Source organism: Pseudomonadota bacterium, assembly GCA_026390555.1.
GTDB lineage: Bacteria > Bdellovibrionota_C > UBA2361 > UBA2361 > OMII01 > OMII01.
On sequence record JAPLFS010000020.1, the window covers coordinates 23,945 to 46,158 of the forward strand.

18 protein-coding genes are annotated in these 22,214 nt (G+C 48.4%); 10 read left to right on the plus strand and 8 right to left on the minus strand.

The genetic code is table 11. The annotated features are described in order from the left end of the window. Positions 1–20 precede the first annotated feature (20 nt). From NTV65_01765 to NTV65_01785, 5 genes are read left to right on the plus strand one after another with little or no spacing between them, the layout of a single operon-like run. Complete coding sequence (locus tag NTV65_01765) at positions 21–644, plus strand: NUDIX domain-containing protein (GenBank protein ID MCX6113928.1); 624 nt, start codon at positions 21–23, stop codon at positions 642–644. 37 nt (positions 645–681) lie between these two features. Next, on the plus strand, positions 682–1,296 hold the full coding sequence (locus NTV65_01770) for an ATP-binding protein (GenBank protein MCX6113929.1): 615 nt from the start codon (positions 682–684) through the stop codon (positions 1,294–1,296). A gap of 35 nt (positions 1,297–1,331) precedes the next feature. Further along, the gene (locus NTV65_01775) at positions 1,332–1,988 is read left to right on the plus strand and encodes an HAD hydrolase-like protein (GenBank protein ID MCX6113930.1); all 657 of its coding nucleotides are present in this window, start codon (positions 1,332–1,334) and stop codon (positions 1,986–1,988) included. 13 nt (positions 1,989–2,001) lie between these two features. Then, positions 2,002–2,820, plus strand: a complete 819-nt coding sequence (locus NTV65_01780; protein ID MCX6113931.1) for a formyltransferase family protein — start codon at positions 2,002–2,004, stop codon at positions 2,818–2,820. Between the two features lie 4 nt (positions 2,821–2,824). After that, positions 2,825–4,054 (plus strand): ATP-grasp domain-containing protein, encoded by a 1,230-nt coding sequence (locus NTV65_01785; protein MCX6113932.1) that lies wholly within the window; start codon positions 2,825–2,827, stop codon positions 4,052–4,054. A 36-nt stretch (positions 4,055–4,090) separates the two neighbouring features. Here the strand turns inward: NTV65_01785 and NTV65_01790 are convergent, their stop codons facing one another. Continuing rightward, entirely contained in the window at positions 4,091–5,254 is a 1,164-nt protein-coding gene (locus NTV65_01790) for an IS4 family transposase (GenBank protein MCX6113933.1), read from the minus strand. A gap of 311 nt (positions 5,255–5,565) precedes the next feature. Here NTV65_01790 and NTV65_01795 point away from each other — a divergent pair, with 311 nt between their 5' ends. Both NTV65_01795 and NTV65_01800 read left to right on the plus strand, forming a co-directional pair. After that, positions 5,566–5,727, plus strand: coding sequence for a hypothetical protein (locus NTV65_01795; GenBank protein MCX6113934.1), 162 nt, complete (start codon positions 5,566–5,568; stop codon positions 5,725–5,727). A 174-nt stretch (positions 5,728–5,901) separates the two neighbouring features. Further along, the gene (locus NTV65_01800; GenBank protein MCX6113935.1) at positions 5,902–6,219 is read left to right on the plus strand and encodes a hypothetical protein; all 318 of its coding nucleotides are present in this window, start codon (positions 5,902–5,904) and stop codon (positions 6,217–6,219) included. On the opposite strand, the gene NTV65_01805 is transcribed toward NTV65_01800, so the two are convergent. Together NTV65_01805 and NTV65_01810 are read right to left on the minus strand one after the other, a co-directional pair. After that, positions 6,182–7,237 carry an SH3 domain-containing protein gene (locus tag NTV65_01805; GenBank protein ID MCX6113936.1) on the minus strand — a complete coding sequence of 352 codons (1,056 nt, stop codon included), beginning with the start codon at positions 7,235–7,237 and terminating at the stop codon, positions 6,182–6,184. The genes NTV65_01800 and NTV65_01805 overlap by 38 nt on opposite strands. A 154-nt stretch (positions 7,238–7,391) precedes the next feature. Next, complete coding sequence (locus NTV65_01810; GenBank protein ID MCX6113937.1) at positions 7,392–8,252, minus strand: flagellin; 861 nt, start codon at positions 8,250–8,252, stop codon at positions 7,392–7,394. A 348-nt stretch (positions 8,253–8,600) separates the two neighbouring features. On the opposite strand from NTV65_01810, the gene NTV65_01815 reads away from it, so the two are divergent. The 3 genes from NTV65_01815 to NTV65_01825 are packed head-to-tail and all read left to right on the plus strand — an operon-like array spanning position 8,601 to position 14,584. Further along, the gene (locus NTV65_01815) at positions 8,601–10,793 is read left to right on the plus strand and encodes an AAA family ATPase (GenBank protein ID MCX6113938.1); all 2,193 of its coding nucleotides are present in this window, start codon (positions 8,601–8,603) and stop codon (positions 10,791–10,793) included. 26 nt (positions 10,794–10,819) lie between these two features. Continuing rightward, positions 10,820–13,987, plus strand: coding sequence for a hypothetical protein (locus NTV65_01820; protein MCX6113939.1), 3,168 nt, complete (start codon positions 10,820–10,822; stop codon positions 13,985–13,987). A gap of 51 nt (positions 13,988–14,038) precedes the next feature. Beyond that, positions 14,039–14,584 carry a glutathione peroxidase gene (locus NTV65_01825; GenBank protein ID MCX6113940.1) on the plus strand — a complete coding sequence of 182 codons (546 nt, stop codon included), beginning with the start codon at positions 14,039–14,041 and terminating at the stop codon, positions 14,582–14,584. A 5-nt stretch (positions 14,585–14,589) separates the two neighbouring features. On the opposite strand, the gene NTV65_01830 is transcribed toward NTV65_01825, so the two are convergent. The 5 genes from NTV65_01830 to eno form a co-directional block, all read right to left on the minus strand. Beyond that, positions 14,590–16,986, minus strand: coding sequence for a type IV secretory system conjugative DNA transfer family protein (locus tag NTV65_01830; protein MCX6113941.1), 2,397 nt, complete (start codon positions 16,984–16,986; stop codon positions 14,590–14,592). 290 nt (positions 16,987–17,276) lie between these two features. After that, positions 17,277–18,425: a thiolase family protein gene (locus NTV65_01835; GenBank protein ID MCX6113942.1), complete on the minus strand. Its 1,149-nt coding sequence runs from the start codon at positions 18,423–18,425 to the stop codon at positions 17,277–17,279. Between the two features lie 70 nt (positions 18,426–18,495). After that, a complete protein-coding gene (locus NTV65_01840) occupies positions 18,496–19,218 on the minus strand; it encodes an OmpA family protein (GenBank protein MCX6113943.1) in 723 nt (240 codons plus the stop codon). 133 nt (positions 19,219–19,351) lie between these two features. Beyond that, on the minus strand, positions 19,352–20,848 hold the full coding sequence (lnt, locus tag NTV65_01845) for an apolipoprotein N-acyltransferase (GenBank protein ID MCX6113944.1): 1,497 nt from the start codon (positions 20,846–20,848) through the stop codon (positions 19,352–19,354). Next, positions 20,845–22,128, minus strand: coding sequence for a phosphopyruvate hydratase (gene eno / locus NTV65_01850; protein MCX6113945.1), 1,284 nt, complete (start codon positions 22,126–22,128; stop codon positions 20,845–20,847). Before eno ends, lnt begins: the two co-directional genes overlap by 4 nt. Positions 22,129–22,214: the final 86 nt, after the last annotated feature.

Below are 22,214 nucleotides of genomic sequence, written 5' to 3' on the forward strand. Positions count from 1 at the left end.
AGAGTTAAAGGAAAAGAATTATGATAAATCTGGGCAAAACTTCGACTGGTTATAATGGCCAGTCTTCACACGTAATCGATGTTCCTGTAGCGCCGCAAGGTAAGTGGGGAGAAACTGTTAATTGGCGATTGCTCGAAGGAAAGATTCCGAATGACGAACTTGTTACAGCAGTATTTGGACTTTTGATCGTAGAAAGTGGTGTCGTTCTAGTAACAACAACTCGAGGATACCTGGAACTGTTGGGCGGACACCGAGAAGCTGGGGAGACGATTGAGCAAACTCTTGATAGGGAGAGTTATGAAGAGGGTGGAGTAAAAGTTATAGAAAGAATTCCATTCGGATATCGTGAAGTTAGCAATGAATGTGAAATCGTTAACAAAGCGACAGGGAAGCCCTATCCTAGCATTGGATTTATTCCTCTTTTTGTAGGCACAGGCGAGGCAGATTTAAGTGCGCCACTTCCGGAGGATGTTGTTGCACGTACCATCGTTCCATTTGATCAGCTCAAAAATCTCAATGCAGAAATGATGCCTGATTTTGCTATTCTTCAGATTGGCTTACGACATGCAGTTAGACTCGATTCACTCAACGCTACTCAGAAAAAGGCCATTTCCTATCATTTGGTAGTTGGCCCCACATTTTAGGCGACTAAAGGCAGCGACGTTTGAAATAAGGCACGCTATGCAGAATTCGATTGACCGAAATTCGAGATTTGATGCTAACGGTGCAGATCTAGCCACTCCCTCGCGATTAAATTTTCAATTTAAGGTTCTTTTTACTGGGACACTCGACTCAGGTAAGACAACCATCGTGGAATTATTAGCTGGTTTGACAGATGCCCACATTATCCCCGAGGTTGCACGGGATCTTTTAGATCAAGATCCCGATATAGAGAGAAAGCCAGAATTTCAAACGCAAATAATAGCGGAACAGATAAAAAGGGAGCATGAGGCCGAACAATCCTCAAAAAGGCTTGTTATTCTCGATCGCAGCTTCTTAGATATTATCTGCTACTCCAGACATTTTGATCATCAAATTGATGAAAGCCCTCTGCTAACTCGCATGGACTATTCGAAGGTGCTGCTATTTTCACCATTCGATATAGATGTTCAAAATTCTCTATCAATCGAAATGCAGCAATATCGCATGGCTATTCACCTTCGATTCGTTCAGGTTCTGCAAGAACTGGGAATACCTTACGAAGTTATTAGTGGTTCGATTTCTGCGCGTCTGAGAAGAATCGGAGAAGTTTTATCTGAAGGGCGTGAAGACCCTTTCGGCAGATACGAGCACTAAGAACACTGCGACACAACCAAAAGGTAGCCTAATTTATGAAGTTAAAAGCCGGCTTAATAGATTTAGATGGCACACTAGTGCATTACGAAACAAATCACGTCGTCGAAGAAGCCAAACGCATATCAAGAGTGCTCAATCTTCCTGAACTAAAAGAAGTCCACATACTTCGCTGCATAGCCAAGGGTAGAATGGATGAAATCATTCATAATTCCATTTACCCAAATTTTGAAAATTACTTCTGGCAGATGTTCGACGAGGCAGCCACTCCGAAAATGCGGCTTTTACCGCAAGCTAAAATAGCCCTCCAAAATCTAACGAATAACAATATCAAACTAGCATTAGTTACTGCTCGTAATGTGGAGGAATCAGAGATATCGAACTATCTGAAGCAAGAAGGAATCCTACACTTTTTTTCGGCTATTCTTACAAAACGTAGTCTATCATCCCCATGGGCCGGCAAAGATTCTTACTTCCTCTCTGCCTTGCGGGCCCTAAATCTAACCCCCAAGGAAGCACTCGCCGTCGGTGACAGGCCCAGTGACGCAAAAAGTGCTTCTGCTATCGGTATCGCACTAAATGTTTTGGTGCGAACAGGCGGCATAGATGAGGATGTTTTGCGGACTATCCCATGTCATCACATTGTAGACGATATTTCTCATCTGCCAAATTTAACCATTGGTGCTGCAGTTTAAATAACGGAACGTTATGACTATTCCAATCATTCTTTTAGGTAACAAACCACTAACCTATAAAGTGGCACAGTATATACTCGATGATTCCCGTTTCGCGCTTAATGGTTTAATTCTGGGTGATGAGAATTCAACCGATCCCTCAGTGGAGAAGCTTAGATCGATCGCTAAATCATGCGACATCCCCTGCTACCAAATAGATCACTTTAATCAGCAGTCAGATAACGAGGCGCTTGCCGTTTCGATTGGCTACCCATGTATTCTTACAACTCAGCAAATTGCGTTATTTAAAAAAGTTATAAATCTTCACTTTGGGGAACTTCCTTGGTATCGCGGCTCGGCGACTGTATCTCATGCCATTTTAAATGGTGAACGCTCCTTTGGAATGACATTGCATAAAATTGACGAAGGTGTTGATACAGGTCCGGTCTATAAAATTGAATGCTTCCAAATTGGCTCAGACGCAATTGCGTCAGAGGTTATGGAACTTGGTGAAAGAACTGGCTACAGGATGATTAAAAACTGCCTCGCTGCCGCCTGCCTCGGCACTTTGCCAGAAGTACCACAAATAACTTTAGAAAAAGGAAGCAATCGAAGCGCGACCCAATACTATAGGAAATCTCTAGAAAAACTAAAAGTTTTGGATGGTTCACAAAAACTGGAGCAGTTATCGCGCCAGTATAGAGCGGCCTGCTTACCAAGAAAGCCCGCTCCTATTGTCCAATTCGGCGCATTTCGCTACTCGCCGAGAAACCTTTCAGAATTGCGTTATCTGAAAGCTTATGTTGATATTTTGGGAATTTCTGAAAGTGAAAAATTGAAATTAGTGAGCTAATAAGATGCTTTTAATAACCTTGGGCAGTGGCAAGTATGGAGCGATGCTTGCCCGAACTTTCGATAGCCTTCCCACTCGCTGGCATCATCTAGAAGAGTGTCAGGCACTAAGCAACACCACAAAGAGTCCACAACTGCTCGCTGAGGAAATAGCACGCTTGATAACGAATGAATCGGAACCAACTGCAATGGTAGCTTTTGGACGCTCCAGCATTCTAAACGGCATTGAAGCGATTGCCAGTGCTTGTGAATCGGCGCAACGATTAAGTATCAAATTCCCCATTAAATATATCGGTCCGAGTTCTAAAGGAGCGAGTATTTTTAATAATAAAGCACTTACCTACGAAGTGTTAAAAAGTGAAGGATTTAACATTCCAAAGCACTCAGTAATTCAATCAATCTCGGATATAGAGCTTATCGATAATTTTCCTATAGTATTAAAAGCTACATTTCTTACTGGAGGTTGTGGACAGCATCTTGTTCGTTCAAAAGCAGAACTGGAAAATAAGATACAAATGATGAATAAACAGGGTCTTTGGCCGTTGCTCGCAGTAGAATATCTAAGTGGCTTCGAAGCCTCCTATGCGGTGATACGACTCGGGCAAAATATTTGGCCACTTCCTGTATGTTATCGCCAGAAGACAAATACTAAACTGGTGCACCCTGATGCTAAAGTCAAAGTGACAGGTTTGTTTCCGGGGGATCCTAAAATTCACCAAGCCCTTGGTAATTTAGCAATAAAATATGATGTATCCGGCCCAATCGGTATTGAAGGTGTTATACGAAATGGTCCCTCAGGACCTGAATTCGTAGTACTTGAATGCTGCACTCGCCTGAGTGGCAGTACTCCGGCGAGAATAGCATCACTCAAACAGACGAGCTTATTTGAATTAATAAGGGAGCACTTATTGGATAGAGATCCAAACTTTAATTCCATCCTGCGTCCTGCAGTTCAATTTCCCACTACTAAAAATATCGAACGCATGGAGTTACTAACAAATTTAAACTGCGTCGATCAACTTAAAATCGAAAATCTCTCAGAACTGCCATTTTCCGAAACATCTGGATGTAGATTACGCATTACGTATCACGCCGAAGATAAAAATCAACTCTTGGCCACAAGCGCAACCATCGGAGATATTTTAGGAGATTTAAATTACAAATCGACAATAGACACATTTATCAATGAAATTTCAGACGAATTAGATTCGTATTTTGAGTCATTCTCGAAATAGAAAGATTAAGATGGCCTCACTAGTGTCCCGCTTACTCTAGAATAAATTCAACTGGTTATCCGTATCGCCACCGTTGTTCGTGTCATCTAGGTCAGAAAACATCGATAAAATGGGGGTTTTCTCAAAGGTCGAGACACTCAAGATCTGTAGCATGGCATAGAGACTCTGATCGAGGCCCAACTTTTTTTTCACAATAGCGACCAGGACGTAAACTGATACAGCAATCCAGATCTGAGCACGGACAGCGTTCTCTGAAGTACCAAAGAATGCCTTGATTCGTAAGTGCTGCTTGATCCACTTGAAGAACAATTCAATTTGCCATCTGGCTTTGTAGAGGTCAGCGATTGTCTTTGCAGACAGGAGAAAATTATTGGTAAGGAACACGAGCCGCTTGTCAGTTGTGAGATCCCGATACACGATGCGGCGAATATTGTCCGGGTAATCATCTTGTGTTGTTACACCGGAGAGACGCACGGCCTGGTCAGCGATCACACCCGTTGAGCGATCCGTTTTATGAGAGCGCAAGCGCCGAAATTGAGTATTTGATTTCGAGCGCGTTACAAAGAAAGCAGAGGATTTTGTGATGCGATAAAGGCGCGCGAAGTCGAGGTAGCCACGGTCCATAATGTAGATAGCTCCCGCCTCGAAATGGAGCTGGTCGAGGATGTTTACATCGTGCAGATTTCCGCATGAAATCACGATTACCGAGGGGATATTGCCTCGTAGGTCCAAGACGGTGTGAAGTTTCACTGCTACCTTAGTAGCGCGGAATGTCGCCCACGGGAAGACGGCTAAGCAAAGGTCGATGGTGGTAGAATCGAGTGCATAGGTGGCGTTCTCAAGTGTGACCGAGAACGGGTCTTGTGAATATAGCGTGCGCGCTTCTCGAATCAGCACGAGTGCAAAGTCCTGATAGATCCTCCAATCACGTCGGTCGTTAGCGCGAGCAAGTGTGCTTCGAGCAACACGTCCTCGAATGCCGAAGTGATAGAGCTTCTTTCTTTTTGTGCGAAGACACGCTTCGATATCGCGCAAGCTCTCGCGAAATGTAAGTTGCGCGAAAGCCATGCAGAGAAATTGATCCCAACAGCTGAATTTCCTAACGCGGCGTTCCCCTTGATAGCGTTTTACGCACTTCCTGAATTCGCGCACTGGCACAAATTCAATCAACTGCGCGAAGACCATTTTCCCAATGTGCATGATGTTCCCTCTTCCCTAGTGTCAATAGGAAGAAGGATGTCATTTTCCGGGTTTCAGTTGAAATCGATCTCGCGGCGAAGCCAACGATTAAGTAATGGTTTCAGTAGATTAAGGCAGGTATAGAAAACCTAAGCGGGACACTAGTGAGATGGCCTATCTTTTTTTTCGTAACTGCTCTCCCCCTACAAGCAATAATTCTTTAGGCTCATCGCGTAATCGAGTGGGTAATAGCACCTATTTTGTGCTAATTGCCTTTTTTCAGACGGTTAGTGGTTAGTTGACACGCCAGAGTTTGTAGCGATGATGTAGGGATGAGCAAAACACCGCGCAAGCAGACCCTTTATGACGCCTACCGATTCCCTGGCTTTACTCCCGGCCGTGAGGTGAAGGGAGTGTTTGGAGACCAGAAGCGCTGGCCATCCGGCTTAACTGACGCTCAAAAAACAGCATGTGGGACTTGTGGTACGGTTTAGAGTGGCTAGTACGATCGCCGCTTCCGAAGGATCCGTGACCTCTCCTGTGGAGACTGTAGAGTTTACCTTGAGGTGGAGTTGCGCCGGGTTAATTGCTGCAAGTGTAGCGCAGTGAGGCGCTAAGGTCTTGAATGGCTGCTCGACTCCCCTTTTTGTACTCAGCGATTTGGCTACATGATCGGCGCAAAATGTCGGGTACAAACTATCCAGGATGTCGCCAAGGAGCATATGTTCGATTGGCACACAGTTAAGGAGCTAGATAAGCATTACATGAAGGAGCAGCTTAAGAAGGCTGGAAAGCGCGCACCTAGAGTAATCGAAATAGACGAGATCTCGATAAAAAAACGACATACCTACCGCATTGTGGTAAGCGATCTTGAGACACGGCGAGCTATTTGGTTTGCAAGCGATCACCGGACTCCGTCCTTGCCTAAACAGCAAGAGCCGAGTGAGCCTAGAATTTTATGCCGGTCGGTTCGTAGGCGCTCTTAAAAGCCCCCACCCGTACGCTGCTGCTTGCGGGAACCTGGTAATCAAAGATCAACGATTGAGCGGCAATCCAGCCCCTAACTCCGGTTGATGTAATGACTCTGTACCATTCACCGTTTCGCATCTCAATCGATACGATTGAGTCGCGCGGCATCATAAAGAGCATGCTTTCTGAGCGACCTGGCCCGACACGTAGCGGAACTTTGGCGGTTGTAACCCGAGCATGTTCTGATGTTGGTCTATATGGATGATCTATTCCCTCACAGCATGATGGGGCATTACCACTGTAGGTGAAGTCCTCCGAGGCGCTATGACCAAGCACATCTGAGACGTTTTTGCGTTTTGTGATGGGTGGAGAATGCTTAACGACCTGCGGCTGAGTGCGCGCGCCCTGTTTGGTCGGGCTCTGCTTGGCAGTACCCTGTTTGGCAGTACCCTGTTTGGCAGTACCCTTTTTTGCAGTTCTCTGTTTGGGCTGAGTAATGTGAGATGTAGTAGAGGTTTTTTGAACTGTTGGTGGACTACATTTCGCGCACTCGAGCTGTATTGAGGGGGGAATATCTATCCCCTGAACATTATTTACAGGGATGTTGACTGTACTCGGGGCAGCTTCTTTTGGGTCCCCAATTTTGTCAGTTCCAATAATAAGACGCTCCTCAAGTGAGACAGAGGCGGAGGCTGTATTGGTCTTGACCTCAACGGTTTCAGCTATAAACACCTCGCCAACTAATGGAGCTGCGGCAGGTGGTTTTGAATTCTGTGCTGGATCGCCAGATGTAAGAGATGCGCTCAGTTGTTTTAGAAGATCATCCTCTGCCTGTCGTAAAGTAGCTTCGCGGGTAAGCAGCTGGCTCTCTAAACGTTGGCCGGCACGGTCCTGTTCTGAGATCTGAGGAGTAGCATCAGGTTGCGGAGTTTGTTGCGCTAGTGATGGTAGCGATATGATAAGCAGAGCAAGGGCTGCAATTCCAAATAGAATTCGTGGTAAAGAGCAGATCTTGGCTATATCTTTAAACAGCATGGTGTTTGAGCTTATTCTAAACGACAGGCAGCATGGTAAACTCAAGGGGGAGGTTAATCAAATAAAGGTTCTATCCTGATCTGACCATATAGATACTTGAATTTATTGTGGATTAAGATGAGGCATGACCACAGGCCTGTCAGTAGCCAGATTGCTATGAGTTTTCAAGTAACTTAAGGACCTGTGTAGAGTATTGATTCGCCTGTGCCAGAAGGGCTATCTGAGACTGCCGAAGCACATTAAGTCGGGTTAGCTTTGCAATATCTTCGGCGATATCTGTATCGCGAATCTGACTCTCTGCTGCCAAGGTGTTTTCACGCATAACGGTCAGCAGGTTTATAGCCGATCGTAGCCTTGCGCTTGCAGCCCCTACAACACCGCGCTTGAGCGAAATCTGATCAATAGCTGAGCTTAGAGCAACTACGGCCAACTGGGAGGCTGATACCGCATCGTTGATGCTGGTACCTGTCAGGGAATATGTCAGCGCACCAGCGGAGCCGATGCTGAGATCTGCTAGGGTCGCAATCACGGATGAGATAAGTATGGTAGAGGAGCTATCGCCAGTGAATCCTACTTGAACAGTTTTATCGACACTTCCGTTGAGCGTATTAAATCCATTGAATTGGGACACCACTGCCACGCGCTCCACTTCAGAGCCGAGAGCCTCAAATTCAGATTGCAGGGCGGAGTGTTGTGTTAACGTATAGATCGAGTTTGCGCCCTGATTTGCAAGCTCCGACATGCGCTCAAGTAGGCTAGTTATCTCTGCCAGGCCTGAATCAGCCGTTGCTACATATGAGAGCCCATCGTTAGCGTTTCTGACAGAGACGGCGAGCAACTTGCTTTGTGATCTCAGTTTATTCGACAACGCCAGGCCAGCCGGCTCATCTACAGCAGAGTTAATTCTAAGTCCCGAGCCCAGCCGTTCGTATACCGAACCGAGCTCGCGTACCGTGCGCTTAATCTGGGTTTGTAGACGTAATGAAATTAGGTTGGATGCGATAACTACAGACATCTTGTCCTTGCACTTTTATAGCGGGTTGCAAATTGCCTTCCTGGCAGCGCTCCCTTACAAGGTCTAACGGCTATACCTCTGAAAGCATGAGAAATTGGGGCATTTTTATACGGCACCTTAAAAAAAGGGTGGCTTAAAATTACGCAATATTCGTAGGTGTAAATTATAAGTATAGTAATATTAGCTAGTTATAGTTACTCGTAGCGTATTTTACAGCTGCCAAAGAGGACCTAAAGATACAGAAGAAAACTAAATGTTACATGCACCGTTCAATTCGCCATAACTAATTAGAATGTCCGAGATGAGGGGGATTTGGGTTGCGCATGTTCTTTTGAGGTTTCCGTAGCTATGACGATGAATGACAACGATCATAACAACAACGAAGAGGCAACAACTGCTGCTAAGAGCTTTAACTTTCGCCTTGGAAAGAATGCAGAGAATGCTGGGCCAAAGACCGATGGTAGCGAGCTTGGTGTCGTTAATCCAAACTTTCATTCCGAGTACAAGCCGGATCATATCGGCTTTCAGAGTGTCGGTACGCCTGAGGAGCTAGAGCTAAAACTAGCCGATGTTGGATACCACAGTCTGCCGTTCTATGCGGTTCAGATCTCACTGATGCTCAATACAAACGTCAACAGCGTAAAGTGCATACTGCTTGAGGGCCCCTCTGGTTGCGGTAAGAGCTTTATGGCTAAGTCACTGGCGAAAATTACCGGTGCTGAGTTGATGTGTCTTTCATGCTTTAAGGGCATGAACTTGCAACATCTGCTTGAGATCCCATCTACGCTCGGCATGGTAAATGCCATGGCTGGTAAGGCAATAACTAATACTGAAGAGTTGATGAACCTTGGAGTTATCTCTAAGGCGTTTCTTGCCTCTCAGACTAAGCCGGTTATCCTGCTAATCGATGAAATAGATAAGGTCGAGGTTGGTATCGATACCTTCTTCCTCGGACCTATTCAGGATGCGCGTGTATGGCTTGAATCGCGACCCCCAATTGATGCAAACCTTAATAATCTGATTATTATCTTCACAAAGAACTTTGAGCGTACTATCAGTGAGGCGCTACTTCGACGTGTGCACCCACTACGGATGAAGTTCATGGACTCGTCGCTTGAGAGAAAGGTTCTTGCGCCGCACTGCTCACCTAAGATCGCAGATAACCTTATTCGTGTTGCAGATCTGATGCGTGCGTCGGATGGAAGTTATCCATTCGAGCGCCCACCTGCGCCTGAGGAGCTGCTTAAGGCGGCACACTACATGGGGCATCTTCTGACCTGGGATCTGATCGACTATGCCTTTATAGGCAAGAACCTTTTCTACATGCTCTCGAAATCGGAGCACGATCGCATCGTATTTGAGCAGATGATGCGTGACCACCCGATGTTTGCCGATCCCCTTATCCCTGATAATCGCAACGCAACGATCGAACAGATCTATGCGCGTCTAGGACGATGGCTGCTTGAGGGCATCATCGACGATCCAGATGCCAAGCGTCGAGGCAAGGCGTATCGACCGGAAAAAGTAGGACTGACTAAGTTTAAAGATCCTGAGGAGATGGCTAGACGACTGGCAGAGGTCGGTTATCAGTGCGCCCGTTTTACAGCCACACAGATGTCGCTCCTGCTTACCACTCCCTCTGATAGAACACGCGCCATGTTGCTTGAGGGGCCATCGGGTTGCGGTAAGAGCTTCCTCGCCAAGTGCCTTGCCAAGATTACAGGGGCGGATTTTATGTGTCTTAGCTGTTATCAGGGCATGAATACAGCACATCTGATCGAGGTGCCTTCTGCACTTGCTATTGCATCCTCAATGGCAGGGCAAGAGGCGGCGGCAAAAGATAAACTCATGAACTTAGGAATTCTTTCACGAGCGTTCCTTAAATCACAGAGTCAGCCGGTTATTCTGTTAATCGACGAGCTTGATAAGGTCGAGGGTCATATCGATACATTCTTTCTTGGTCCGATTCAGGACGCGCGAATCTGGTTAGAGTCGCGACCGCCGATAGATTGTAACGTTGATAACCTTCTTATTATCTTTACTAAAAACTTCAATAGAAAGCTCGATGATGCCTTTCTGCGACGTGTTCATCCGATGAAGATGGCCTACATAGATTCGACCCTAGAGCGGCGCGTTCTTGCCAAGCACTGTATGCCGCAGCTTGTTAATAACCTGGTGTGGATTGCAGAGCGTATGCGTTGTACTGAGGGGACCTATCAGTTTGAGCGTCCGCCAGCACCTGAGGAGCTACTTTCTATAGGGCATTACGTGCAACAAATGTTGGATTGGAAGGCCGCAGATTTCGCATGGATCGGTAAGAACGTTTGGGCCATAATCGCAAAATCTGAACATGATCGAGCAGTTATGGAGCATATGCTGCGCTTTCACCCAGATTTCCTTGATCCGCTCTTTATGGACGGAAAAAGCGCCTCAATTGAGGTAATTTATGCCCGACTTGGCCGACTAGTACTTCAAGAGATCATTGATGATCCGGACCGAGACAAGCGCGAACGTGCTTGGTTAGAGATGGAGTACGTGTAAGGCGCTGTTTCACAGGAGCGTTATAGATGAAGGACTCCGGACGGGGAGGAGGCAAGAAGATCGTCTTTAAGAAGCGTATACTAGCTTCTCAGCTGCTTCCAGCGGAGGTTACTTCCGCTATTGACCCAACCTCTGAGCAGGGTGAGCAAGCGCAGGATCTCTCTCACTACTATTATCAGGGCGAAATTTTTGACCAGTTCTATCGACCCCTCTCGATAGAGGGTGGAGAGGGGTTGCTTGCTGAGATTGCACACGAGCCCCTGGCCCCTCCTAGTCCTGAACCCCGACTAGCTAAGGTTGCGCGCGATGTTCGCAGCAAGGAGCAGCAGGAGACTGCAGAAGCCTTGGCGCATCAATTATATAATCTAGCTCAAAAGGTGCGCGAGACCGACATAGATGTGTACCTAAGCGCAGTTAATGTGGTGCTGGCTGAAAGGGGGGCTAAAGAGTCAAAGGAGATCTTAGACAAGACCAACGATTTCTTTACTGAGCACTACTATACCGCTATTCGCGATCGTGGAGAGCGACCAGAGATCTATCATCAGATAATCAAGCGGGTCGGGCATGAAGCATCCGAGCGTATAGGGCGGATCATTAATGGCTTAGATATAGAAGGAATGGCTAAGATAATTTGGAATTTATACCACGGAGACGATCCAGATAAGGCCGCTCGCATTACAACTCTGCTACTGGCCTGCACCGAGAGGCAGATCCGCGCGCTGCGTGAGGAGTTTCTCCTTATTCCATATAAAGATCTCGCTCGACAGTTATTTCTTATTATCAATCCAGCTGCAACAACGGAAGTTCAGAGTGCGGGGCGTCGCACGATCGGAAAGGCAGAGGTCAATGATACAAGAAAATTGGCAGCTTTTAAGAGTAGAGACCAGCTTAAATCCATCAAATATTTACTGCTAGGACGCGATACGACTGAATTGGCGCTTATTAAAAGGTTCTATCTCGATAGTGGGGATCAAGATGCGCACGAATCTGAGATTGGCCTTGAAGTTCAGGTGCAAAAAGTTTTTCAGGCGATCGATTTAGACAGGATGGGCAATCTATTTTCAGGGTGGAGCCCAGATGGAGAGGCCCAGGAGCTGCACAAGATCTTATTTCCAAAGACTATGACCGACGGACTAGAGGATCTACTAAGTGATCCAAAGGACTCTGTTGACCGGGATCATACGCAGGGCATTGGGCCCTTCCTGCGACGCTTTAAAAAGCAGCGCATGTGGCGTAATCGAAATTCAATCCGTCACCGACTACTTAATTCTTATGAGTTAATCGCAGAGCGATTAAATGCCCTCTCTTTCGATCGATTTATGCGCACAAACGATGCGTTGCAGGATCAATTTGGCTACGAGATCGATCCCTCGCTTTTCTCATCACTAGGTCTTTTCGACGCGCGACGACGCGCTTTCGTAATGAACGAGCACATAGCGGCCTCCTTCGATCTTACCCAGATGCTAAAACATGTTGAATTCCTCTCTCCCAGGGAGTGTATGAGCGTGCAGCAGGCGTTTCGGTCTCTCTTTGGCTTAGAGGTGCGAGAGGCTATTGAACAAAGACTAACGGCTATAAAGCTTAAGGTAGCCGCTAAGGAGCTGCAGGAACTGCTTGTTAGATACCTGGATGGACAGGGACGTTGGCCCCTTAATTTGGACCTATTGGCGCGTTACCGAGGCGCAGAGCCAACACCTGGTGTATGGGAGCCTGACTTTATAACCTCTGAGCAGGATGAACAGGTGGCCATTGATTGCGCGCAGTTAATGGATCGTGATGCCGACCTTGGAGAGCTAGATCGACCCATTTTAGAGGTGCTACGCAAGCACTCCTACGAGGAGCTCAATCGCATTGAGCGTGCTTTCTATGAGTTGACAGATCCACAGGTGCCGCTGCGCATAGCGCTCAGTGAGTGTTTAAGCACAGAGGTGCTTTCTGAGGTTGAGTTGTTACTAAACGGCGTAGAGCTCGCTGAGGTTGTTAGTGCAAGCTATGATGATCCCCTAACGTTACAGAGTGTTAGGGATATCCCACCTAGCCATATAAGTGTTATTCGCGAGAGCTTTGAAAAAACTCACCTTGTGGATCTTGGCGCACATCTGTTGGAGCGCTTCCCTGATCCTGAAGAGGAGGATCTTTTGATAGACACGCTGGCGATTGTCTTGGCCCCCGAGGCGCATGCCTTTCACATCACCTTGCGCGCAATGCGCAGGGATACTCCGCAGGATATGGAGAAGTTGCGACAACACTGGAAAGGGTCCGCGCTTCCTAATTTGTTGGCGTTAGAGCGGGCATTTGATCGCGATTTTCCACGATTGCGGCAACACTTAAAGTTTGGCGCTGCGCGTATAGCATTAACGCCCGAGCTTTTTGCCGAGAGCATCCTACACCTTGAGGGTATAGACCCTGAGATTGTTCCCCGTCTTTTAGAGTGCTTTGATTCGGTTGATATCGACCTCCTGCAACAGAGGTTGCGGGATAATAAACTGGATCAACGCACGATTGAGCAGGTATTTGACCTGCTTTATCCCGATGCAACGTTGCGTCGTTGTATTAAAGAGATGAAGGTTGACCTTGATCTTATTAACGAGACCCTCTTGCATCTTGAGGGGTATTCATCCAAGGAGGTTGCGACCGAGATTCACAACCTTACCGAGTCATTCTCTGCAGAGCAGCTAGGTATTGCCTTACTCGATGTGCTTGCTACACCTGCGGCTGGTTATATTAATCCACGTATTCCAGAGGATCTTAACTGGATGGATGAGATGATGTACCAGATCGGGCTTTCATTTCAGCTTAACGTTGGTCAGGACCTGGTATCTGTCGCTAGGGCGCGCGGCGTTCCGACAGCGATGCTTGAGGAGCTGACCTTGCGACTATTCGGACAGGAGGTCTGCGCATCTGCGCGTGAGCTATTTAACCTTATCAAGTTAAATAAAGAGGGGCAGAGCTCCTCAGAGTTTACAGAGGCGCGTAGCTGTAGCTACCTTGAGAGTCGTGGGGTGCGGCACCGAGATCGTCTGCTGCGGGCATACAATACCTTCTGGGCGCATATACCTGGATTTGGTAACTTAATTGATGATGTCACTAAGTTTTTTATAGATCCCACGCTAAAACAGAAGACCATAACTATGCTGATTGGAGTTAGTCCAGAGCGTAAGAAGTCAGTAGATAGTGCGGAGACCTCCCGTTAGGGATATCGTCAATAAGTATGGGGGTAGAGGAACCCCTAAAATGAGGACAATATGCGCTTATTAAACTATCTATATGGTGGAATAACAGCTAGGCCCAAGAGCTCTGATGCTAGGCTTTATCCGCAGGAGGCTGCGACTAGCTCAAGGGAGCCCTCGGACTTCTCATGCTACGCTGGCCAGGTCGTTATGATCGTTAATACGGCCTCTCAGTGCGGTTTCGCCAAGCAGTACGACGATCTGGAGGGGCTTTATCAAAGGTACAAGGAGCACGGTTTTACTATCCTAGGATTTCCTAGCAACGATTTTATGGGTCAGGAGCCCAAATCAGATGGTGAGATTCAGGAGTTTTGCCGGATACGCCACGGTGTAACCTTTCCACTCTTCTCTAAGGCAGCGGTCAAAGGAGGGGAGAAGCAGTCGGTTTTCTCATTCCTGACTGAACGGGGCCCAACCGATCTAAGGGGTGAGGTGCTCTGGAATTTTGAAAAGTTTCTGATCGATCGTGATGGTCGTTTAATCGGTCGATGGCGTTCCTACGTCTCTCCAACCTCGCGCAGTATTGAGCGGGGTGTGGCACGCGCCTGCGGCTTAGCGTAAGCCAGCTACCAAGGTTCGCCCCCCTTGCCATCGTCGTTACTTGCTACGGCTTTGCCTGCAGCCTCTTTCTTTTTCTTCTCCTCATCCTTCTTAAGGCGGCTGTAGTCGAGGTAGCTTAGATTTGCCTGAATATTATCGGTATTGCTGTAGACGTAGGCTAAAAAGAATTCTGTGATTGTAGCTTTGCGGGTCTGAAGCTCCTCAGCCAAACGCAGCACCAACGGTGTGCGGGTTTTGTTCTCGCTCTCAAAGGCTTCCCACCACTTGCGTGCGCTACCGGTTGTATTATCCCACTCAAGCGACTTTTTAACCTCAGTAAGCTTGTCCACGATCTGTGTATCGCTCCAGCCCTTAGTATCTGAGATACCTGCGGGTAATCCCCCTGATGCGGGTGCCGCGCCAGTGGTTGATTGTGCAATCTCAAGTGGCTTCTCCTCGTACGTGATCTCCTCAGTGCGGAGCTTAAGCTCATAATCGCCCTTATCAAATTCAGTGAGGGGCTTAAGGAGCTCAGGAATCTTGTAGAACGGTATTAGGTGTCCCTGAAATACCGGGGTATTGGGCATAAAGATAGAGCAGATATTATCAGCTGGTCGACCGACCTCATCGGGTGTTAGCACCGCTCTCTGCTGAACCTGCTCCTGAGTACTATCGTTTTTACTTGCGAAGACCTCGATCATCTTTCTATTCGCTCCGGTCGACTGGGTCTGAAAGCGGATCGTCATCTGACCGCTCTCCTTAGAGGCCCATTCGGAGTCCGCTTGATCAAGGGCCGGCATAAAGATCTTGGTATTAAAGCCCGCCAGCACCGAGTCTGCATCATCGCTATAGTTAGCTTTGATCTGCGCGGTAGATTGAATAGCCGCTACAATACTTACGTTACGAGAACGGAGGGTATTGAGCTTGACGTGAATATCAGGAAGACGACCTAGGGCACTTGCGAACTCGTCGATTACTAATCCAACCGGCCTTGGTAGCGTTACACCTGGGCAGCGCTCCGCACGTTTTGTGAGGAAGCGCAGCAGCTCTACTACAATTACGTTCGCCATGGGGCGCAACATCTCAACCTCAGACTCGCGTAGCTCAACGATAAAGAGGGTAGGCTTCTGAATCAGGTCATCAATATCGAGCTCGTTAACCGAGGTTGTTGCGCGGATAGCGGGGAGATCCCAGGCGCTTAGACGCATACTAAGTTCGGACATGATCGTATCGGCGTTCTGAGAGCCGGAGCGAGCTAGCTCAACAAAGGCGCGGGTATTTCTAATCGCTTCAGGATGCGCCTCTAGCCAGTCGCAGAGCGGCTTTATACCGGATTGAACGATCTGATGGATCCTCGGCATCGAGAGGTTCTCCTTCGGATCGTGCAGCAGGCCAACCATGATGGAGTTAAGGATCGCCAGGGCGTTGTTACGAAAGAATGGACTGTCTGATTTTGCCTGCGGTAGATCTGTTGCCGATATAACGGTCTGCGCAATTAGTTTGCAGTCCGTATCGTCCTCAATTTTAGCTAGGATATTCCAGCTTAGAGAGCGTTTCGTGTCTAATGGATTAAAGAGCAAGATCTGCTTACTAGGATTGTACTTTCTCGTCATCGCAGCGAGCGATTGCCACATCTCAGGCTTTGCATCTATGACTATCGTCGAGCGCTGCGGATCCATGCAATCGTTGTACAGGATCGGTTTGATGAACTTGGTTGTTTTTCCTCCGCCGGTTTTAGCTACGATAAGGATGTGACGGTTGCGTTCCTCTCGTGCGATAATTAGTTTGGCCTGATTAAATGAGACCCCATCACTGCCGCGCAACTCATTGACGTAGAGAATTGTATCTCCAGGTTTCCCGCTGGGCTTTGTCCACTTAGCGATCTGCTCAGTATTGGCGAGGTCACCGGAGCCAAGCTCATTAGTCATCGATCTTTTAGGGCGTTTTGCAGTCTCTTTGACTAGCGAGGAGAGGGAGATATCTCCGAGGATAATGCCGGTCTTCTTGTATTCGCCCCAACTATAGCGCGCTACCAGGAATAGATAGCCGAAGAAGACAATGAAGAGGCTCTCCTCAAATATAAAGCGATTCTCTGCGGGGGCGATTAGGATAGATAGAAGGGGCTCAAGTAAGGGAACTGGAGCTATCGATTCATGCGGCTCCTGTAGGAGCGAGAGAACGGCTGAGATCTTTGCCTGGGCCTTCTCTTGTGATGAAAAGTGAAAGACCTCAGCCACGAAGAAACAGAGTCCAAGGGCGCCTGGTAAGAAGGTCTTGCCGAGCGTTGTATTTCCGGTGATGAAGAACTGCGCAAAGATGCAGCCTATAGTCGCTACCCCAAGGGTTGCTAGGCCCATGATCTGCGGGAGCGTATAGAACCACCCGATAAATTGAAGTAGCAGAATTTCAAGCGTACGCAGCATCGTGTATCGATATGTAACTTATCGGCCTATCTAGGTTATGCGCCCAACTGGGGTCGGGGTAACAACCAAAAGGGCGTATTAAGCGCAGATGTATCTAGTATAATCGAATGGTTATAAGAGGTCCATCCGAGTTGGATAGCCTAACCATCTGAATCTACTTATTAATAAGCGCAAACATCTTTATGTGCCTGAGCACACTAACTTTACTCTGGGGGAGCTTCTCACATCTCCCTTAATTAGCTATCGACTAGATCTCTACGGAGGGTAAGGGGATGTGGCAGAATACTTGGCTATACTCGCTCCAGGATAGTCGCAATTCCCATGCCTAGCCCGATGCACATCGTCACCATGGCATAGCGCTCGTGACGCCGCTCTAACTCATCAATCGCCATGCCTATTAGCATGGCACCCGTTGCGCCGAGGGGGTGGCCAAGTGAGATCCCTCCGCCATTTACGTTGACCCGCTCAGGATCTATCCCTAGCTCACGCATCGTCATAATCGGTACAGGAGCAAAAGCTTCGTTTATCTCCCAGAGATCGATCTGTTGTACCGATAGTCCGGCTCTTTTTAGCGCCTGACGAGAGGCTTCAATTGGGCCAGTTAACATAATGCGCGGTGGAGATCCTATTGATATTTGAGCCACGATACGAGCTCGCGCTTTAAGTGAGTGCTGAGAGAGCGCTGCTTCGCTTGCAACCAAGATCGCAGCCGCGCCGTCGACAATAGCAGAGGCGTTGCCGGCGGTAATAATTCCATCCGGTTTGAAAACCGTCTTAAGAGTTGCCAACCCCTCAAGCGTCGTTTCAGGACGGGGATTATCATCTCTGCTTAATACCTGTTCAACGCCCTGATCATCTCTGTAGGGCACTGCTATCATGCTCTTAGAGAACTTACCCTGTTCGAGTGCGAGCTTGGCATTAGTTTGTGAGCGTAGCGCAAAGGTATCTGCATCAACCCGCGAGATCTTGAAACGTTCAGCTAGGATCTCGGCAGATTCGCCCTGCTGAACAAGGTCTGCATGGTGCTTAAGCAAGAGGGGACTTGTCTCTCCGCCACCATCGCTAAACATCGGAACACGTGTCATGTGCTCAAGTCCAGCAGCGACTACTAGATCGTATTGTCCAGCCAGAACGCCTTGAGCCGCAAAATTAAGGGCCTGTAGACCAGATCCGCACAATCTATTGATAGTTGTTGCAGGAACAGAGATCGGCCAACCGGCAGCGAGAACTGCGGCCCTTCCTACGCACCAGGCCTGCTCCTGAGCCTGCGTTACACAGCCAACGAGCAGGTCCTCCATTAGCTCCGGCGCGAGCTGTGTCCGGTTGCAGAGCGCATTTAAGGGGTATGTTAATAGGTCAACGGGATGAACCGTTGTAAATTTCCCCTTTCTGCGCGCGCGTGGTGTACGGACAGCATCGACGATAAAGGCAGCGCTCATGTGTAAACCTTTACTACAAAAGAAAGATATTTAGATTAATTGTTATGGTAACGCTCTCATGAGTGTAGCGCTACCGAGAAATATATACCTCAACCCGACGGTTAAGTTGACGCCCCCCGGAGGTCTTATTAGTTGCAATTGGGCGACTTGCTGAGTAGCCGTTAATTTTGAGCTGACTTAACGAGATACCCCGTGAGGCAAGATAGCTACCAACCTCTGAGGCGCGTGTCTGGGCTAGCCGTTCGTTATATTCTGCGTTACCTGTGTCATCCGTATGACCGGCTACGTTAACGGCCGTTACCATAGAGCTCGCCTTTATAGCCTCAGCCACCTGCTCAAGACCTGAGAAAGCCCCAAGTCTTAAGTTCGTTTGATCCTCATCAAAGAAGACCTGATAGACACCGCCAACTGGGTCGGTTTCAGTTGTGCTATCGAGGCGCGCCTGAATCTTCTCAAGTTCTATCTGGTTCGTCGTGCTCTGAACTCGCAGTGACGCCAGTTGTCGATTCTGATCAAGTTGAGCGCTTTCTGATAGATCCCAGCCGGCACCCATAAGGAGCCCTGCCGCTGCGCCTACTCCGGCACCAACTGCAACACCACCACCACTAGCATCAACCTGATTGCCGATAATGGCACCGGCACCAGCGCCCCAGCCGGCGCCGAGAATAGTGGCTCCGATGGTTTTATCGGGACCTGATTGCGGCATTGAGCAACCGACCGTTAGTAGGATAGTTCCAATGGTGGAAAGAGTAGCTGCGCGAGATAGCCCCCTAAGGAGCGAGCAATAATTCATAAAACCCCCATATCGAAAGCAAAAAATACAAGGCAGATAGGATCTAGCGAGGCTCGATACAACGGTAAGACTCTTCGGCAGAGCAAAGCTATCTATTCCCTTCACAGATACTTATCGGCAGGGGAGGCTTTCTTCACAAGTGAATTTGTTGCGAGCGCTTCTGGGGCCGCAGAGCTAACAGTACAAACAGAACCGCCAACCCCCACCAAACTAGGTAGATAGGGTAAGTGGTGAAAATAGTACTATAGGAAAGTAACTGTATCTCCATAGGTAAAACACCCTCGGTAAAGGGCAGGAGTGAGGCCAAAGTTCTCCCAAGTGGATCGACCACCGCGGTCACTCCGGTATTAGTTGAGCGCAAAAGAAACCGCCTGTTCTCTATGGCACGAAAGGCCGCGATCATATGGTGTTGATACGGAGCAACGGAGTCTCCGAACCAGGCGTCGTTGGTTTGATTGATAAGAAGTTGAGCTCCCAGCACGGTTGCATCACGGGCAATTGAGGGTAATATATCTTCGTAGCAGATGAGCGGCGATAACTTTATCTGAGAGCCGTTTGAGAGCGTAAATGAGAGCACAGAGGGATTACTTCCTGGTGTGAACTGGCCCGCCGTTGAGTTTATATCCTGCAACCAGGGCAATAGGGAGCTAAGCGGAGTGTACTCTCCGAACGGCATAAGGATCATCTTGTTATAAGGGGTATCGAGGGTTCCATCGGGGCGAATCAGGATAGAGCTATTGAAGTACTCCGCTTTCGATCGATAGGTAAGCCCCCCTATTAGAAACGCCGAGCCATTATTTAGAAACGGTAGTACTGCGCTAGAGTACGCGTTCTCTAGGTTAGCAGGAATAAATTCAGTGATAGTCGATTCTGGCCAGATTATAAGTGAGTCCTTCTCTGCAACGCGCGCGCTTATTTTTAGGTACTGCTCGCGATTAACGGTGAAGTACTGCATATTATGCTTTTTGTGCAGTGAGACGTTGCCCTGAATAAGGAACGTTTTAAGTGGAGTTCCCGCTAGCCTTTCGATAACGTCTTGGGCATACACGCCGTACATAATAGCAGCTATAAATGTAGCGCAGGCAGTTATACGGGGGAGCGCTCCGACTGATCTTCGGGCTACCAAGGCTTCAACCAGCCACATCATCAAAAAAGTAATGCCGGTTACCCCAGTGATATCGGCGATCTGTGCCAGGGGAAGAAAGGCGATCTGGGTATGTCCAAAATCCCAGGGAAAGATCTTAATCCAAAAATGATGCGCTATCAGCCATGCAACAGCGCTGCGCAGTCCTAGGCGGATAATAAAATGCGGCAGGCGCTGCCAAACAAAGCCCCAGATAATAAACTGTACAGCACTTCCAAACACAAAGAGGGCAAATATAGCGATTGCCGCAACGGTCGGAAATCCACCGAAATCCTTAATTGTACCGTAGAGCCAGTAGAAACCACCGGCATAGGTAATCGCCCCAGCTACGAAGGCGCGCATGATTCGTCTATTAGGGGCCTGCAGCGACGCTACAAAAAGAGCTACAGAGCTCCAGCCTAAGGCGGCACATTCGACCGAGCCTGGGGTCCACCAGGCAGCAACTATGGTCGCCGCCGCTAATAATGAGAGCAGCCAGCCTATCACGCGAACGGATTCTCACAGATTGAGGAACCCTCTAGGAAGGTCTCGATCCACAGTAGTCGGTTATACTTCGCTGTGCGCTCACTACGACAAACTGAGCCGGTTTTTATCTGCCCTGCGCCCGTTGCAACAGCTAGGTCAGCTATTGAGGTGTCCTCGGTCTCGCCTGAACGATGCGACATAACTGAACGATAGCCGTTCTGGTGAGCGAGATTTATAGCCTCAAGGGTCTCTGTAACGGTTCCGATCTGATTAAGCTTAATCAGTATGGCATTGCCGATACCCTGGTTGATACCATCAGCTAAGCGCTTAACGTTTGTAACGAAGAGATCGTCACCAACTAGCTGTACAGTTGCGCCTAGTTTCTCGGTCATTAGACGCCAACCATCCCAATCATTTTCATCAAGGCCGTCCTCAATGCTGATCAGTGGGTACTTCTTGGTCCAGCCTGCGTATAGCTCCACCAGGTCTGCCGAGGAGTACTCCTCCTTGGTGCTCTTCTTAAATATGTAGCGTTTCTTAGTATCGTCGTAGAACTCACTGGCTGCGACATCGAGTGCGATCGACACGTCAACACCGGGCTCATAGCCGGCATCGGTAATTGATTCGATCAGCGCCTCAAGCGCCTCCGTTGGTCCGGCTAGGTCGGGAGCAAAGCCGCCCTCATCGCCGATACCGGTTGAGAGCCCCTTCTTTTTTAGGTTCTTTTTAAGTGCGTGAAAAACCTCTGAAGCGCACCTGATATTCTCAAAGAAGGTCGAGGACATGTGAGGCACTATCATAAACTCTTGAAAATCAAGAAGGTTCGCAGCGTGCGCTCCGCCGTTAATAACATTCACAAGTGGTAGGGGAAGACGCCGAGCGTTTGCGCCTCCGATATAACGAAAGAGCGGAATTCCGAGGAAATTTGCCCCGGCATGGGCCGCCGCAAGGCTGACCCCCAGGATCGCATTTGCTCCGAGGCGACTTTTCATCTCAGTGCCGTCGAGATCTATAAGTTTGCGATCGAGACTTGCGAGCTCAAGCACGTCGTGTCCGGCAACAACTGGAGCTATCTTCTCCTTGATGTTCTCAACGGCCCTTAGGACACCCTTGCCAAGGTAGCGAGCTTCATCACCATCTCGTAGCTCAAGCGCCTCGTACTCTCCGGTCGAGGCTCCCGAGGGAACCATTGCGGACCCCTGCGCTCCGTTTTGTAGAGTGACGGTAGCGGCTACAGTAGGAAAACCACGAGAGTCTAGACACTCATAAGCTGTAATGGATGCGATAGCGCTGGATTTCATGCTCTTATCTCCTGAAAACACTAAGAAAATAGGGTTGGGTGAGCCCATAACTGGCGCACTCTCAGGCGAGCTTACCCCCCTTGTTT